Source organism: Bacteroidales bacterium (assembly GCA_013314715.1).
Taxonomy (GTDB): Bacteria; Bacteroidota; Bacteroidia; order Bacteroidales; family GWA2-32-17; genus Ch61.
Genome location: JABUFC010000035.1, coordinates 1 through 17,181, shown reverse-complemented (window position 1 = coordinate 17,181; position 17,181 = coordinate 1). Strand labels below are relative to the sequence as shown.

13 protein-coding genes are annotated in these 17,181 nt (G+C 34.0%); 4 read left to right on the top strand and 9 right to left on the bottom strand.

Features of this window, described 5'->3' with window-relative positions; translation table 11 throughout:
• Positions 1 to 11: 11 nt before the first annotated feature.
• The 4 genes from HPY79_08970 to metG all read right to left on the bottom strand — a co-directional run bounded on the left by HPY79_08970 (position 12) and on the right by metG (position 7,960).
• Positions 12 to 3,368, bottom strand: coding sequence for an isoleucine--tRNA ligase (locus tag HPY79_08970; protein ID NSW45929.1), 3,357 nt, complete (start codon positions 3,366 to 3,368; stop codon positions 12 to 14).
• 208 nt (positions 3,369 to 3,576) lie between these two features.
• Positions 3,577 to 4,698: a glycosyltransferase family 4 protein gene (locus HPY79_08965; protein ID NSW45928.1), complete on the bottom strand. Its 1,122-nt coding sequence runs from the start codon at positions 4,696 to 4,698 to the stop codon at positions 3,577 to 3,579.
• A complete protein-coding gene (locus HPY79_08960) occupies positions 4,695 to 5,918 on the bottom strand; it encodes a glycosyltransferase (GenBank protein ID NSW45927.1) in 1,224 nt (407 codons plus the stop codon). Before HPY79_08960 ends, HPY79_08965 begins: the two co-directional genes overlap by 4 nt.
• A gap of 2 nt (positions 5,919 to 5,920) precedes the next feature.
• The gene (gene metG / locus HPY79_08955; GenBank protein NSW45926.1) at positions 5,921 to 7,960 is read right to left on the bottom strand and encodes a methionine--tRNA ligase; all 2,040 of its coding nucleotides are present in this window, start codon (positions 7,958 to 7,960) and stop codon (positions 5,921 to 5,923) included.
• Between the two features lie 45 nt (positions 7,961 to 8,005).
• Here metG and HPY79_08950 point away from each other — a divergent pair, with 45 nt between their 5' ends.
• The 3 genes from HPY79_08950 to HPY79_08940 all read left to right on the top strand — a co-directional run bounded on the left by HPY79_08950 (position 8,006) and on the right by HPY79_08940 (position 10,517).
• Complete coding sequence (locus HPY79_08950; GenBank protein ID NSW45925.1) at positions 8,006 to 8,920, top strand: LD-carboxypeptidase; 915 nt, start codon at positions 8,006 to 8,008, stop codon at positions 8,918 to 8,920.
• An 86-nt stretch (positions 8,921 to 9,006) separates the two neighbouring features.
• Entirely contained in the window at positions 9,007 to 10,134 is a 1,128-nt protein-coding gene (locus HPY79_08945) for a hypothetical protein (GenBank protein ID NSW45924.1), read from the top strand.
• Positions 10,135 to 10,142: 8 nt separating this feature from the next.
• Positions 10,143 to 10,517 (top strand): DUF1987 domain-containing protein, encoded by a 375-nt coding sequence (locus HPY79_08940; GenBank protein NSW45923.1) that lies wholly within the window; start codon positions 10,143 to 10,145, stop codon positions 10,515 to 10,517.
• A 51-nt stretch (positions 10,518 to 10,568) separates the two neighbouring features.
• Here the strand turns inward: HPY79_08940 and HPY79_08935 are convergent, their stop codons facing one another.
• From HPY79_08935 to HPY79_08925, 3 genes are read right to left on the bottom strand one after another with little or no spacing between them, the layout of a single operon-like run.
• Positions 10,569 to 11,312 (bottom strand): succinate dehydrogenase/fumarate reductase iron-sulfur subunit, encoded by a 744-nt coding sequence (locus tag HPY79_08935; protein ID NSW45922.1) that lies wholly within the window; start codon positions 11,310 to 11,312, stop codon positions 10,569 to 10,571.
• A gap of 7 nt (positions 11,313 to 11,319) precedes the next feature.
• Positions 11,320 to 13,260, bottom strand: coding sequence for a fumarate reductase/succinate dehydrogenase flavoprotein subunit (locus HPY79_08930; GenBank protein ID NSW45921.1), 1,941 nt, complete (start codon positions 13,258 to 13,260; stop codon positions 11,320 to 11,322).
• Between the two features lie 7 nt (positions 13,261 to 13,267).
• Positions 13,268 to 13,936 carry a succinate dehydrogenase cytochrome b subunit gene (locus HPY79_08925; GenBank protein NSW45920.1) on the bottom strand — a complete coding sequence of 223 codons (669 nt, stop codon included), beginning with the start codon at positions 13,934 to 13,936 and terminating at the stop codon, positions 13,268 to 13,270.
• Between the two features lie 117 nt (positions 13,937 to 14,053).
• Between HPY79_08925 and HPY79_08920 the strand changes: the two genes are divergently transcribed.
• A complete protein-coding gene (locus HPY79_08920) occupies positions 14,054 to 15,223 on the top strand; it encodes an aminopeptidase P N-terminal domain-containing protein (GenBank protein ID NSW45919.1) in 1,170 nt (389 codons plus the stop codon).
• Here HPY79_08920 and HPY79_08915 read toward each other — a convergent pair.
• Positions 15,220 to 16,869 (bottom strand): alkaline phosphatase family protein, encoded by a 1,650-nt coding sequence (locus HPY79_08915; protein NSW45918.1) that lies wholly within the window; start codon positions 16,867 to 16,869, stop codon positions 15,220 to 15,222. The two genes, HPY79_08920 and HPY79_08915, sit on opposite strands and share 4 nt — an antisense overlap.
• A 95-nt stretch (positions 16,870 to 16,964) precedes the next feature.
• The coding region (locus HPY79_08910; protein ID NSW45917.1) for a gliding motility-associated C-terminal domain-containing protein at positions 16,965 to 17,181 on the bottom strand (217 nt) is incomplete at its 5' end.

Genomic DNA, 17,181 nt, shown 5'->3' with positions numbered 1-17,181 from the left:
TTTTTAAAGATTTATGCTTTATTAACTAAAATTTTTACTTCTAAATTATTATCGATTTCTACGTGTTGTAAGTTATTTTGTTCCATTTTTTCTAAAATTTTTACTTCTAATGCTAAAGTTTGAGATGCAATATAGTTTTTGTGCTTTTCAACAGCCTTTTCAACTAATTCATGCTTTTCAATCTGAATAATAATTTTATCGGTAACTTCAAAACCACTTTCTTTTCGTATATTTTGAATTCTATTTATGAGTTCGCGTGCTATACCTTCGTATTTAAGCTCATCTGTAACAGTAATATCGAGTGCTACGGTAAGCATACCTTTTGAAGCGACAAGCCATCCCGGCATATCTTGAGTTAAAAACTCTAGTTCATCGATACGAATAGTAAAAGATTCTCCTTCGTTATTAAATATATAAAAACCTTGCTTTTCAATCTGTTGAATATCGTGCTGTGAAAGACTGTTTAAGTTGTTAGTAAAAGCCTTCATGTGCTTACCCATTTTAGCACCCAAGATTTTAAAATTGGGTTTTACTTTTTTTACAATGATACCAGAATTGGCATCAACAAACTCTAATTCTTTAACATTTACTTCTGTTAAAATAATATCTTTTACTTTTTCAATTTGGGTTTGGAAGTTTTTGTCGAGCACAGGAATCATAATTTTGCTTAAAGGTTGGCGTACTTTAATATTTACTTTTCTACGTAATGATAAGACCAGCGAAGTAATATCTTGAGCCAATTGCATGCGATCTTCGAGATCACTGTCAACTAATTCGGCTTTGTACTTTGGGAAAAAAGTGTGATGTACCGATTCTACATTTTCTAACTGACAACCATGTAAATCATTAAAGAGTTTTTCGGAATAAAAAGGAGCAATGGGAGCCATTAATTTTGAAATTTGTAGCAGACATTCGTATAATGTTTGGTATGCTGCTAATTTATCATCGTCCATGGTACCACCCCAAAAACGTTTACGGTTTAAACGAACATACCAATTGCTCAAATGATCCATTACAAAATCTTGAATTAAACGTCCAGCTCGTGTTGGTTCGTACTCTTCGTAACTATCTTTAACATTTTTAATAAGTGTATTAAGTAAAGAAAGAATCCACCGATCGATTTCTGGTCGTTTTTCGAATGGTACATTAGGTTCATGGGTGGTAAATCCATCGATATTAGCATAAAGGGCAAAGAAAGAATAAGTATTGTATAATGTTCCAAAAAATTTTCGTTTCACTTCTTCCAGCCCATCCATATCAAATTTAAGGTTGTCCCAAGGTTGAGAATTAGTAATCATGTACCAACGTAATACATCGGCTCCATAGTTATTGAGTACCTCAAATGGATTAACAGCATTACCTAATCGTTTCGACATTTTATTGCCGTTTTTATCTAGTACAAGTCCATTCGATACTATATTTTTGTAAGCAACCGAATCGAATAACATTACGGCAATAGCATGCAAAGTAAAAAACCATCCTCGAGTTTGGTCAACTCCTTCAGCAATAAAATCGGCAGGAAATAATTTATGAAAATCGTCTTTATGTTCAAATGGATAATGCCATTGTGCATAAGGCATTGCACCAGAATCGAACCATACGTCTATTAAGTCCGATTCGCGTCGCATGGGTTTACCCGAATTTGAAACTAATATTATATTGTCTACAAATGGTTTGTGTAAATCGAACTGATTATAGTTTTCTATTGAGTAATCGTTTTCATTAAAATTTTGTAATGGGTTTTCTTTCATAAAGCCGGCTTTCAACGATTTCTCAATTTCGTCTTTTAATTCTTTAACTGAGCCGATGCATTTCATTTCGCTATAATCGTCGGTAGCCCATACAGGGAGTGGAGTTCCCCAAAAGCGTGAACGTGACAAGTTCCAGTCGAGTAGGTTTTCTAGCCATTGTCCAAAACGTCCGGATCCGGTTGAGGGAGGTTGCCAATTGATAGTTTTATTAAGTTCTATCATTCGTTCCTTAAAAGCAGTCGTTTTTATAAACCAAGAATCGAGAGGATAATAAAGAATAGGCTTATCGGTTCTCCAGCAATGTGGATAGCTATGTTCGTATTTTTCAATTTTAAAAGCCTTGTTTTCTTTCTTCAGCATGATAGCGATTTCAACATCAACCGATTCGGGGTGTTTATTTTGTTCGTCTTCATACTCTTGTTTTACGAATCTGCCAGAAAATTCTCCGCAGCCTTCAATAAAACGTCCTTGTTTATCAACTAAGGTTAACGAAGCTAAACCATAGGTTTTAGACATTCTAAAGTCGTCGGCACCAAAGCTTGGGGCTATATGAACAATGCCTGTACCATCTTCGGTAGTAACAAAGTCGCCAATTACAACTTTAAACGCATCACCATTTTCGGGCTTATGCCATGGAATTAGTTGTTCGTATCGAATATTGGCTAATTGTTTGCCCGTGAATGTTTCTAATATTTTGTATGGAATTATTTTAGCGTCTGGTTTCCATTCTGAAAAATCTTGGTCTTTACCTTTTTCGTTAAAATAAGCCGATATACGTTCAGTAGCTAAAATAACGGTTATTTTTTGTTGTGTATAGGGATTAAAAGTTAAAATCTTTGAATATTCGATGTTTTCGCCAACTGCCAAGGCTGTATTTGAAGGCAAGGTCCAGGGAGTTGTTGTCCAAGCTAAGAAAAATAAATCGGTATCAACATGTTTGAATAAAAATTCTGATTCGTTGTTGCGAATAATCTTAAATTGTGCTGTTAAAGTGGTATCTTTTACATTTCTATAACAACCGGGCTGATTAAGTTCATGTGTACTTAAACCCGTTCCAGCTGCGGGAGAATAAGGTTGAATGGTGTATCCTTTGTACAATAATCCTTTTTCGAACAATTGTTTTAATAACCACCACAATGATTCAATGTATTTGTTGTCATAAGTAATATAAGGATCGGACATATCGACCCAATATCCCATGTGTTGAGTGAGTTCTTCCCATTGGTCGGTATATTTCATTACATCTTTTTTGCAATGTGCATTGTATTCTTCGATTGAGATTTTTTTACCAATATCGTCTTTGCGAATGCCTAATGATTTTTCTACACCAAGTTCTACGGGTAATCCATGAGTATCCCAACCGGCTTTACGATTTACCTTAAAGCCTTGCATGGTTTTATACCTGCAAAATAAGTCTTTAATAGTTCGTGCCATAACATGATGAATGCCAGGAGTACCATTGGCTGAAGGAGGTCCTTCGTAAAACACAAAATCGGGTGCACCTTCGCGAACTTCAAGGCTTTTGCTAAAAGTTTTATTTTCTTCCCACCATTTTAAAACTTCATTGTTAATAGAAGCTAAATCAAGCTGTTTGTATTCGTTAAAACGTTTTGACATAAAAGTTTTTTTTTTTTAAAGGTGCAAAGATAATAAAAAGGAGCAGAAAGTTTTAACCAAAATTAAGCATTTGTAATCCAATTATTTTAAATTCTAAATTGTGTTAAACCCAACAAAAATCAATTAGTTTTTATCACAGCAACATGAATGTAGGTTAGAAGTAAGAATTTTAATTCGTAAAATACCCAAAATTAACCCTTCTTTAGCCCTATGAACTTTCCGAAAGTTTATCTTTTAACACAGCGTTCAGAACTTTTAAATACCATTCTTTATTGGCTTCTACCGAAAAACGCTCTTCAATTGTTTTGCGTGCTTGTTGTCCTAGCGATTGACGTAACGATAGGTTATCTTTTAATTCTATAATTCTGCTTACCCATTTGTCATTATCGCCAACTGGGATTAAAAATCCATTTGTTCCATCAACGAAAGTATCTAAATTAGAGCCAATAGCGGTTGCTATAATGGGCAAACCGACTGCCATATATAATAAGGCTTTTCCACCTCGTTTGCCATAAACCCATGGCTCATCGGTCAATGGATATAACCCCACATCCATTTGATGTAATAAGTGCTGTTCGTCAGCTAAAGACCAATACCTTACTTCTGTAGGAATGTTTTTGTTGTTGAATGAAAAAGTTGAATTGCTTACAACCAAAACCTTGAAATCGACGCCTCTTTGCAATAATTGCTCAAATACTGGTTCTATCGATTTCAGGTATTTCAATGTGCTGTGGCTTCCGCTATATCCCAAAACCATTGTTTTTTGAATATTGTAATTTTCTTTGAGCTTATATTTATTCACATCAATTGAGGTTGGAATATCAATTACATGATTATTAAATTCTTTGGCAAAATCTTCTAAGGCTTTGGTACTAGTTATGACAAAATCGGCTTTTTTCAACAAATAAATAATCTTGATTTTACCTTTAAGAAACTTCAATGGCTTATTGGCATAACTTGCATGTCCCAAAAAAATCATATCGTCCATATCATAAACAACTTTTTTGGCTAACAAACAGACCATCATTTCAAATAAATGAAACCCCAAAGGCGTTACCCATAAATGCACATACACAATATCATACCTGCGTATGCGGAACAAATCGTAAATACGTCTAAAATAACCTATAATAGTATAAAAAACTTTCTGAAACCAATAGCCTTTTTTATATAAAATATTCCAAAAGGGCATGATGATAAACGGCGACACACAAAGCTGAAAACCGTCTTGTTCAAAACTAGTAAAATACTGCTCATACTTCAAACGCTGGCTTGGTGCAGTATTTTGAGGATAAGGGCACAAAAACAATATTTTTTTAGCTTGACTCATGCTTGTACCAATTGCGTATATATCTTTTTATACTCCAGCAGTGCTCTTGTTAAGTCGTACCAATGTAATAAATATTCTTTTGCAATTGACTTTTGATGCACATCAATTTTAGCGAGTGCTTTTTTGTACGATTCTTCATCGAAACGCTCTATACAGTATGTATTATCGGTTAATTGAATATGTTCTTTTAAATCGCCTATGGCATTACAAACAATAGGAATTTGGAGTGCCATAATTTCAGCAAACTTTGTTGCAGAACTTGCCATTTTTGAATAAGTTGGTTTTATAAAAAACACGCTTAAATTGCAGACCGACAAATAACGATACACTTCTTGATGAGGAGATGACACTTTTTTGATTGCCTCAACAGGAATACCATGCGTTTTCGATTTAGAAATAACACTTGTTATATCATCATTGGTAATAAATAAAAAAATGCTGTTGGGATATTTTTGTCTAAAAAGACTGAAAAAATGGAGCATCTCGTCCAACATATACCACGTACCTAACGAACCAAGATATCCTAAAACAATGGAATCGCTTGAAATAGTTAATTCTCTTTTAACCTGATTGACTTCCTCTTCGGATATTTTCTTAAACTTAGAATAATCGGCCGAACAAGGAATGACCGAAATTTTATCGGGACTAATCGAAGGGCATATTTGTATCGTAATCTCCTTTTTTGCAGCTTCGGTTAATGATACGATAGCATCAGATTGCATTAAAAACTCCTTTTCTTTTCGCTTGAAATACCTATAAATAAGAGCAAAGACAGGGTTCTTTATATTCCAAATATGTCCATCTACCCTTTCGTCAGCCCAAAAGCCACGCATATCGAAAATAAACCGAACGTTTTTTTTCTTTTTGTATCGTAACCCTATAAGCGATGTAATATAACTTCTGCAATGCAAGATAGTTATATCTTCTCGAGTGATTAGCTTACGAATGGTACGATTCATTTTCCAAATATCCCAAAGCGTTGATAAAACGGGCGGTTTTTTTGTATAAGCCAATGGAATCCAGCTAATATTATTATTTTTGCAAATTGTTTGAATAGGTTGTTTTAATTTCTGAAAGCGTTCTTTTTTCTCAAAAGAAACCACATAAAACCGAATTCCTTGTTTCGATAATCCTACTAAATAGGGCAAAATTTGCGATTGTCCTAATGGGTCGGTAAGACCATCGTAGGTAAGATATATACTTGTAATAGGTTGGGTCATTTTTATTTTACTACTGAACCCTCATCGGTTTTAATTATGGGGCTAACGGCTACTAATTTTCCATTCGTATCTTCGGCAAAAAGCACCATTCCTTTCGACTCTATTCCTTTTATCTTTCGAGGCTCGAGGTTAGCCAATAAACACACCTGTTTGCCAATCAACTCTTCGGGTTGATAACAATGAGCCACACCTGATACAACCGTACGTTCCTCGAATCCTAATTGCAACGTCAGTTTCAGCAACTTATCGGTTTTGGGCACACGCTCAGCATGTTTTACAGTAGCTATGCGGATGTCCATTTTCGAAAAATCGTCGTAGGTGATATTTTCTTTTACGGGTACATAGTGTTTTTCGGCATTCTGTTCGTTTTGTATTTTTGTTTGCTGCAATTTTTGTAATTGTCTTTCGATGGCTTCATCGTCGATTTTATCGAACAACAATTCAGCTTTATTTATTTTGTGTCCAGCAGTAAAAACAGGTTTAGTTCCCACCATATCCCAATCATAATTACTCAAATTGAGCATTTTTTTAAGTTTAACCGTAGTAAAGGGCAAGAATGGCTCACCCAATACAGCCAACAATCCTGTAATTTCTAACGAAACAGCAATAATGGCTTTGACACGCTCCATATCGGTATTGGCTAATTTCCAGGGTTCGCTTTCGGCAAGGTATTTATTACCTATACGGGCAATATTCATATACGCTTTAAGTGCTTCGCGGAAACGGAAGTTTTCAATATTTTCTTCTATTTCTTTCTTTGCCTCTACAGCCTGGCGTAAAATGTCCATATCTTGCTCACTTATATTTGAACACAAGGGAACTTTACCCTCAAAATACTTATGAGTAAGCACAACGGTTCTATTCACAAAATTGCCGAGTATAGCTACTAATTCGCTATTATTACGTGTTTGAAAATCTTTCCATGTAAAATCGTTGTCTTTTGTTTCGGGCATATTAGCCGTTAAAACATAACGAAGTACATCTTGTTTTCCGGGAAAATCGTCTAAATATTCATGAAGCCAAACAGCCCAGTTGCGTGAAGTAGATATTTTATCGCCTTCGAGATTTAAAAATTCGTTTGCCGGAACATTTTCGGGCAAAATATAAGAACCTTCGGCCATGAGCATTGATGGGAAAACAATGCAATGAAACACAATATTATCTTTTCCAATAAAATGAACTAAATAGGTATCTTTATCTTTCCAATATTTTTCCCAATCGGGTGTAAGTTCTTTGGTAGCAGAAATGTAACCGATAGGAGCATCGAACCATACATATAATACTTTACCTTCTGCACCCGAAATGGGCAACGGCACTCCCCAATCTAAATCGCGACTAACAGCACGTGGCTGAAGCCCTAAATCGAGCCACGATTTACATTGTCCTGACACATTGGTTTTCCATTCTTTATGCTCTTCGAGTATCCATTTTCTTAAATCGGCTTCAAATTTATCGAGTGGCAGAAACCAATGCTTTGTTTCTTTTAAAACCAAAGGCGAGCCACTGATGGCACTTTTAGGGTTTATTAAGTCGGTAGGATTGAGCGAAGTTCCACATTTTTCGCACTGATCGCCATAGGCTCGTTCGTTTCCGCAATGAGGACAAGTACCGGTAATATATCGGTCGGCCAAAAATTGGTTGGCTTCGGTATCGTAATATTGTTCGGTAACCTTTTCGATAAAAATATTTTTATCGTACAATGTTTTAAAAAATTCGGATGCTGTTTCGTAATGAATTTTATGAGTTGTACGTGAATAAATATCAAATGAAATCCCAAAATCTTCAAACGACTTTTTTATGAGATAATGATACCTATCGACAATTTGCTGAGGGCGAACACCTTCTTTCATTGCTTTTATTGTAATGGGAACACCATGTTCGTCGCTTCCACCAATAAATATAACATCTTTTTTCTTGTTTCTTAAATAACGCACATAAATATCAGCAGGTACATAAACACCTGCTAAATGTCCAATATGCACAGGCCCATTGGCATAGGGTAAGGCACTTGTTACGGTATAACGCTTCCAAACTTTTTGCATAGTATCAAAATTCTTTAGTAATTTTGGAACAAAGTTAGAAAATAAATGTTTAATGCATTATCGGTCTTAAAAAAAGGTGATAAAGTCGCTATTGTTGCTCCATCGGGTAAAATAAAAAAAGACGACTTAGAATATGGTATTCAAATACTTCAATCGTGGGGACTTGTTGTAGAAATAGGCCAAAATGTTTTCGGCAACGATAGCTATTTTTCTGCCTCAGACGAAAAAAGGCTATCCGATTTTCAAGAAGCATTAGACAGCGATGAATATAAAGCCATATTTTGTGCACGTGGCGGATATGGCAGTGTTCGCATTATTGAGCAAATAAATTGGCAACATTTTATAAAAAAGCCCAAATGGATTATTGGCTATAGCGACATTACATTGCTGCTCAACAAGATACAATCGTTCGATATACCTTGCATTCATGGACCTATGCCTGCTTCATTCAGCAAATACAAAGACAATAAAAGTTTAACATACTTACACCAACTACTTTTTGACGGAGGTTATTCATTTCAACTTCCCATCGAAAACATTGTTTTTTTGAATGAGCCTTTAAACCCCATCGAAGAAATCGTTACCGGTGGGAATCTTACACTTTTACAGAGCTCTATTGGTACATCGTATGCTTTGCAAACCAAGAACAAATTTTTATTTATTGAAGATGTTGACGAGTATCCCTATAAAATAGACCGGATGCTTTATCATCTTTACCATTCTGGTCAGCTCAATTCGGTTTATGGAATAATTTTAGGTAATTTTAAACTTTTACCACAAGAAAACGCCTATCCATTCGAACTTACTTCTATATTAAAAAGTTTTAATTTACCCACATTAAAATTAATAATTCAAAATTTTCCAGCCGGTCATGATTCATATAATTATCCTATTGTTATGGGTAAAAGTATAAATTTATCTATTCATCGACACAGTGTTCAAATAAAAGTTGAAATCTGATTTACACTATAATTAAAATTTTGTTAAATAAAAAAAAGATAGTAAGTTTGTAATTATTTTTATATTTGCTATTAAAATCGCGAGCTATGGTCGAAAATCAATCACTTGATTTCGTTAAACAGTTGTTTTTTCTCATGCAAGATTATCATCTAGGGTATATATATAAAGGGATTTTTACACAAGATGTTACCGACACTATTTTATCTTTAACCGAGAACAAACTTGAAAAACAAGAAGAATCTTCGAAAATAAAAAAGCGCGTTTATAACATTTTAGTCGAAGCATTGCAAAATGTTACACGCCACCAAGCATCGGATGTAGAAGTGGACCCTCAACACGACAGTTTATTTTTAATTCAAAAAATGAACAACCGCTATGTAATTACAACAGGCAATATAGCTCAAACTAAAAATATTCCATACTTACAAGCGTTAATTGATAAAATAAATACACTCAGCAAAGACGAACTCAAAGAATACTACAAAACCGTTTTAGAAGAAGGTTCTATATCAGACAAAGGTGGAGCTGGACTAGGACTAATAGACATGGCACGTAAAGCAGGTAACAAGTTAATATATAAATTTGTTCCTCTTTCGGGCGAACTTTCGTATTTTTATCTTTGTACAGTACCTATTGTTGAAGAAGAATTACAAGGTCAGAACATTGGCATCAATGAATTTCATTTTGTCGAAAAAATTCATGCTATTTTAAATAAAGAAAACCTTTCAATTATTAACAATGGTCCATTTAATCAAGAAAGCTTACTTACCTTACTTAATTCGCTTGAAGGACAAATGACCGGAAGCATTAGCCATAAAAAGAAAGTATTTTATGTTGTTGTTGAAATGCTTCAAAACATTATTAAACACGGATATATCCCAAATGAAGGTTACGATCAGGATGTAATTCCAGGAATATTTTTACTTGGTTTTAATAAAAATTTTTATCGTATCTTAACAGGCAATTTTATTGATAACGAACAACTTATATCTCTTAAAAAGAAAATTGATAAAGTAAATTCATTAACAAAAGATGAAATTGATGAATATTATAATGATAGTTTGTTTAACTTTGAGGGCGCAAATTCTAAAAAAACAGGTTTAGGCATGATAGATATTCGTCTGAAAAGCGGTTTTCCAGTTCAATATGATATTCTTCCTATAAACAATCAATATTCATTTTTAAGTTTGCAAAGTTTAATTGCAGTTGAATAAATTAGATTATGTTAGAACCAATAAATATTGTGAAACAAGAAGACACACCATCGGTTATTTTGAATAAAGAACAAGGAATTTTTGAAATAGGTTATCGTTCATTACCCGAAAATGCAATTGCATTTTACGAACCTGTTATAAATTGGCTTAATGAATATAAAAAAGATCCATTACCCAAAACCGTTTTTAATTTTAAATTAGAATATTTCAATACTGCTTCTGCAAAACAACTAGCAAAAATTTTACTTATATTACAAGAAATAGCACAAACACACGAAGTTTTGATTCGTTGGCATTATTTAAAAGACGATACCGATATGCACTCATCGGGTGTTCGTTTTTCTAAATTGCTTAAAATACCTTTTGAATTTGTAGAAATGTAATAAAAGGCAGCTTTGCAACTGCCTTCTATCATAATCATTAATTTCAACTCCTTAATCTTTAATAGTTGTTGATAAATATTCTCTATTGAGGCGAGCTATATGAGCAATAGAAATGTTTTTGGGACATTCAGCCTCACAAGCACCGGTATTGGTACAGCTTCCAAAACCTAGTTCATCCATTTTGGCAATCATCGCTTTGACTCGTTTTGTAGCTTCGGCTTTTCCTTGTGGCAATAAAGCTAATTGCGACACTTTAGCGGCAACAAATAACATTGCAGAAGAATTTTTGCAAGCAGCGACACAAGCTCCACATCCAATGCAAGCTGCTGCATCCATTGCTTCGTCGGCAATTTTAGCCGGAATTAAAATACTATTGGCATCGGGCGCTGAACCCGTATTAACAGATATGAAACCTCCAGCTTGCAGAATTTTATCAAAAGCATTTCTATCTACAATTAAATCTTTTACAACAGGGAATGCTGCAGCTCTCCAAGGTTCTATTGTAATAGTATCACCATCTTTAAATTTACGCATATGAAGTTGGCAAGTCGTAATATCGTCGTCAGGACCATGAGGGCGACCATTGATATACAAACTACACATGCCACATATTCCTTCGCGGCAGTCGTGATCAAAAGCAACTGGATCTTTACCTTCGCGAATAAGTTTTTCGTTAAGAATATCGAGCATTTCTAAAAATGAGGTATCGGGACTTATATTTTCTAACGAATAAGTCTCAAAATGTCCTTTATCTTTAGGGTTTGCCTGACGCCATATTTTTAATTTTATGTTCATAGGAATTCTATTTATAATTACGTTGAACAAGCTCTACTTCTTTAAATATTAATTCATCTTTATGCAATTCGGGGTCATTATTTTCGCCTTTAAACTCCCATGCTGCTGCATAAGCAAATTGTTCGTCGTTACGTTTTGCTTCTCCATCGTCGGTTTGACTTTCTTCACGAAAATGTCCTCCACACGATTCTTCGCGATGGAGTGCGTCTTTAGCTAATAATTCGCCTAATTCTAAAAAGTCGGCTACACGCCATGCTTTTTCTAATTCGGAATTGAACTCGGTAGTAGTGCCAGGTATTTTTACATTTTTCCAGAATTCTTGACGTATCTCTTTTATTTTTTCTATAGCCATTGTTAAACCTTGGGCATTACGAGCCATGCCAACATAATCCCACATTATTTTGCCAAGCTTTTTATGGTAAAAATCAACTGGTTCACTTCCATTTACCGACATCAAACGTTGAATTCTTTCGTTCACTTCATTTTCGGCTAAATCAAATTCTTTAGTTTGAACATCTAAGCGAGGAGTCTTCACCATATCTGCCAAATAATTACCAATGGTATAAGGCAAAATAAAATATCCATCGGCTAAACCTTGCATAAGAGCAGAAGCCCCAAGTCTATTGGCTCCATGATCACTAAAATTAGCTTCGCCTATAACAAACAAGCCGGGAATATTGCTCATTAGTTGATAATCAACCCACAATCCACCCATTGTATAATGAATAGCGGGGTAAATCATCATAGGAGTTTCATATGGGTTATCGCCAGTAATTTTTTCATACATTTGAATAAGATTACCGTAACGTTTTTCAATAACTTCTTTACCTAAACGCTTAATAGCATCTGATAAATCGAGAAAAACGGCTAATCCTGTACTATTAACTCCAAAACCAGCATCGCAACGTTCTTTAGCAGCACGCGAAGCCACATCGCGAGGGACAAGATTTCCAAAAGCAGGGTATCTGCGTTCTAAATAATAATCGCGATCTTCTTCGGGAATATCGTTGGCTTTTATTTCTCCACGCTGAAGCTTACGTGCATCTTCAATTTTTTTAGGCACCCATATGCGACCATCGTTTCGCAAACTTTCGCTCATCAGTGTGAGTTTTGATTGATATTCGCCATGTACAGGGATACATGTTGGATGAATTTGAGTAAAGCAAGGGTTGGCAAAATACGCTCCTTTTTTATAGGCTTGCCAAATAACTGTAGCATTAGACCCCATGGCATTGGTTGAAAGATAGTATAAATTTCCATATCCACCCGTCGCTATAACAACTGCATGTGCAGAATAACGTTCTATTTCGCCCGTTACTAAATTGCGTACAATAATACCACGTGCTTTGCCGTCTACAACAACAATATTAAGTACATCGCGACGTTGATATAATTTAACCGTTCCCTGTTTAATTTGACGATTGAGTGAACTATAGGCTCCAAGCAACAATTGTTGCCCTGTTTGTCCACGTGCATAAAAGGTACGCGATACTTGAGCGCCCCCAAAAGAACGATTATCGAGATAACCAGCATAATCGCGTGCAAATGGCACACCTTGAGCTACACAATGATCTATTATAGCGTTGCTCACTTCGGCTAAACGATAAACATTAGCCTCGCGTGCACGATAATCGCCACCTTTAAGCGTATCCATAAAAAGACGATATACACTATCGCCATCATTTTGATAATTTTTAGCGGCGTTAATTCCTCCTTGTGCTGCTATACTATGTGCCCTTCGTGGGCTATCCTGATAACAAAATATTTTAACATTGTACCCTAATTCTCCTAAAGATGCAGCTGCTGAGGCGCCCGCTAAACCGGTACCCACCACAATAACATCTAATTTACGTTTATTGGCGGGACTCACTAACTTACAGCTTGACTTAAATAATGTCCACTTTTTATCAATGGGACCTTCTGGTATTCGAGGATCTAATATTGCCATATTCTTTTTAATTATTCAGTGATTGAATGAAAAAATATAATGTAATGCTACTAAAGCCAACAGCAATAATAATAGCATATATGCTGCTAATCCATTTTAACCTACCTATCCATTTTTGATTATTTAAACCTAACGTTTGAAAACCCGATTGCAATGAATGATTGAGGTGTAAAGCTAAAATCACAAACCATACTATGTATAATACACTATATAGCCAATTATCAGCTTGAAAAATACTTTTTAATAACTCGTATTTTGTCATTTGACCGCTCTCAATCAAATCGGTAAATTGAAGTTTATAAAAATAATTATATAAATGAAGAATTAAAAAGCCCAATACCAATGCTCCTGTAACCCACATGTTTTGCGACGACCACGAAACATCTGTTTGGGTCGAAACAGCATAAGGTATTGGACGTTTTTTACGATTTTGATACGTGAGCCATGTACCATAAAAAATATGTAAAATAAAACCCGCAGCTAATACATATTGCATTATTTTTATTAATGGATTTTCTTCCATAAAGTCGGCAACTCTGGTAAAAGTTTCGCCAGAGCTATCTATTATTGCCGTTAAATTTGCGGTCAAATGCACCAATAAAAATACTATTAGAAAAAGACCACTTAAACTCATAATCATTTTTTTTCCTACAGAAGTGTTAAAAAATTTAGCCATATCAAATTTCATTTATAACTTCGCAAATGTAATTTTTTTTTCAATATGATAATTGATATAAATCAACAAAATAAACATTTTTTATTTAGAAAAAATAGAAATAAGCTTTTTAACAAATTGAATAATAATAGTATCGCTATTCTATTTTCTGCCTCAACAAAGTATAGAAATGCATCACATGAATATAAATACAGACAATGCTCAAATATTATATATTTAACAGGTATTTTAGATCCTATACATGCTGTTGTTTTAACCAAAGATTCATATGGAAACTGTCAAGAATATATTTTTTTACCAACTTTAGATGAAAAAACTATTATTTATCAAGGCATAGGAATTAGTCCAGATGAAGTTAAAAAAATTTCAGGCATAGAGCAAATTCATTATTCAAATGAATTATTAAATCAATTATTACAAGCTTTTGATAATATTTATATTGTTAAAAGTAATATGAATCATTTATTTGATTCACTCTTATTTCATAATAATTCAAAAAATATTATAGATCTATCGCCTATTTTACAAGAGCTTCGATTAACTAAAGAACCCGAAGAAATTGCATTTATAAAAAAAGCCATTCGAATTACAGGAGAGGCTTTTAATGAATTACTAAAAAATTTTAATCATTTTAAAACCGAAGCCGATATAGAAGCTTTTATTACTTCATATTTTATAAGTAAAGGGCAATATCAACACGCCTATCTCCCTATAATTGCCAGTGGAGCAAATGCACTAACATTACATTATACAAATAATTCTGGACGTTTACTTAAAAATAAATTAACGTTACTCGACTTTGGTTGTGAATACAAAGGTTATGCTTCAGACCTTTCACGCACTATTCCTAATAAAGGTATATTTACGAAAAGACAAAAGGAGATTTATAATAAAGTTTTATCTATTTTAAAAGAAGTACAAAAAAATATAACACCAGGTACTTCCATAAAAGAATTAAATATCTTATCTAAACAATTAATGGAAAAAGCGTTAGTAGAGCTCAAACTCCTTACTGTTAGTGATATTAAAACAGAATCTACTCCATTAGTAAAAAAATATTTTCCGCATGGTGTTTCGCATTTTATGGGTTTAGATGTTCATGATAGCGGTAATACTGAAACTATACTTCAAGAAGGAATGATATTATCGTGTGAACCGGGTATATATATTCCTGAAGAAAATATCGGTATTCGATTGGAGAATGATATATTGGTGGCACCTACTCCTATCAATTTGATGCAACATATTCCAATTGAAATAGACGAAATCGAATATCGCATGAACTAATTTCCAATTAATTCCTGTATAGGGACCCCCGTTGCACCCATTGGGACTTCTATTTGTAATAGCGTTGCTAAAGTTGGTACTACATCAATAATGTGGACTTTTCGGTTAATCGCTAAACGGGGTATTTTCCAACCATAAAAAAACAACGGAACATGTGTATCGTAAGAATATGCCGAATTATGATCATATAAATAAGGTGACTCTTCGATCCAACCAGGTTCTAAAGCAATCAGCACATCGCCCGATCGTTTCGGATGAAAACTATTTTGCATTGCTTTTAGTAGCCCATCTGTAAAATTCTGATTTTGCAACGAATATGCAGTAATAGCATTGGCCACGCCATTAAATTGAATCATAAAATTAGCCACTTTTTCCTGTACTTCTTTTAGCGATAATTTTGCATCTTCGATTAAATTTCTATTTAAAAATATTTGCTGATCAGAATATCCAAGCACCCATTCACCTTCGCCATATGTAGCATTTAAATAAGTCCGTAAAAGAGACAAAGCATAATATTGCTTGAATTGTCCTCCTGTTAATTTATTGTCGTTTAAATAATCAGGACTATCGGCAACTCCATGGTCGGCTGTTAAAAATATTAGAACATTTTCTTTACCTATTTCATTTTCAATAAAGTCTATTAAATGAGCAATTTCTTTATCTAATCGTAAATATGTATCCTCGAGTTCAACCGATCTTGGTCCAAACCGATGACCTATATAATCTGTTGCTGAAAAACTAATGGTCAAAATATCAGGAATATTGTCTTTCCCTAATTCCTCGTTAATTATTGCAGCTATTGCAAAATCATGTACTAAGGTATTCCCAAACGGTGTGGACTTTAAAATACTATAATCTTTTTCATTTTTATTTTTTTTACTTAAAAAAGATAAATCATAAGGAAATACCATTTGATTTTTTCCAAAACCCAATTCATAATTATTCGAATCTCGTAAACTTTCGGTATATTCATTTACTGGTAATAATGTTGTCCATAAGCGACTTAAATATAAATCAGCTAATTTTTTATTATTGAACTCTTCTACCCATTTAGGAAGATCTTTCATATAATAAGTACTTGTAATAAAATTACCCGTTGATTCATCATACCAATAGGCAGCATTTGGATTTTTTCCACCAGGTAAAATAGCTGCTCTATCTTTAAGAGAAATAGCTATAACTTTCGATTTATTTAAATAATGTAAACGAAGTTGATCACCCAAAGTAGGAGTCATTAAATAAAGTGGACTTGCTTTACCATTATCAGAATTGCTTCCTACCGTTGTTTGTTTAGAATCTTCAACACAATATACTTTTTGTTTTTTTAAAGGTATATACCATTCATTAGATACGATTCCATGATTCGATGGAGTTGTTCCAGTAAATATAGTGGCATGTCCAGGACCAGTTTGGGTAAAAATATAATTTAAATATGCATAGCGACAAATAACCCCCTCATTCATCAGACGTTTAAAACCATTTTGCTCAAATTTATCATAAAAACGAGTTAAATAATCATAACGCATTTGATCAACAACAATTCCAATAACTAATTTGGGCTTTTCGGGTGGTATATTTTTCGATTTTTGAGCATATAAGCAAGGCTCAATAAGGAATAACACTAATAATACTACAACCTTTCTCATCCTATTTTTTGCGACTAAAATAACTATTATTTAATCAATATACAACAACAAAAAGAGCCGCATTAAGCGGCTCTTGAAATTTTGATGCTAACTTTCTATTTCTTTTCTTTCAACAGATAGAAGTAACCCTTTTGTTCGTAATCCTTGCCTTTTTTATCTTTAGCAGTTACTACATAATAGTAAATACCGGGACTCGCATCGGCACCATTGCCGTTTATCTTACCATTCCAACCTTTCGTTATGTCGTCCCATTCGTAGAGCTTTTTGCCCCAACGATTAAATATGATACATTTGAACTCAACTATAGCCTTA

Bases quoted from the DNA above. Each gene is read 5' to 3' on its own strand.
- HPY79_08970 (NSW45929.1), bottom strand. From the start codon at position 3,368: ATGTCAAAACGTTTTAACGAATACAAACAGCTTGATTTAGCTTCTATT.
- HPY79_08965 (NSW45928.1), bottom strand. From the start codon at position 4,698: ATGAGTCAAGCTAAAAAAATATTGTTTTTGTGCCCTTATCCTCAAAAT.
- HPY79_08960 (NSW45927.1), bottom strand. From the start codon at position 5,918: ATGACCCAACCTATTACAAGTATATATCTTACCTACGATGGTCTTACC.
- metG (NSW45926.1), bottom strand. From the start codon at position 7,960: ATGCAAAAAGTTTGGAAGCGTTATACCGTAACAAGTGCCTTACCCTAT.
- HPY79_08950 (NSW45925.1), top strand. From the start codon at position 8,006: ATGTTTAATGCATTATCGGTCTTAAAAAAAGGTGATAAAGTCGCTATT.
- HPY79_08945 (NSW45924.1), top strand. From the start codon at position 9,007: ATGGTCGAAAATCAATCACTTGATTTCGTTAAACAGTTGTTTTTTCTC.
- HPY79_08940 (NSW45923.1), top strand. From the start codon at position 10,143: ATGTTAGAACCAATAAATATTGTGAAACAAGAAGACACACCATCGGTT.
- HPY79_08935 (NSW45922.1), bottom strand. From the start codon at position 11,312: ATGAACATAAAATTAAAAATATGGCGTCAGGCAAACCCTAAAGATAAA.
- HPY79_08930 (NSW45921.1), bottom strand. From the start codon at position 13,260: ATGGCAATATTAGATCCTCGAATACCAGAAGGTCCCATTGATAAAAAG.
- HPY79_08925 (NSW45920.1), bottom strand. From the start codon at position 13,936: ATGGCTAAATTTTTTAACACTTCTGTAGGAAAAAAAATGATTATGAGT.
- HPY79_08915 (NSW45918.1), bottom strand. From the start codon at position 16,869: ATGAGAAAGGTTGTAGTATTATTAGTGTTATTCCTTATTGAGCCTTGC.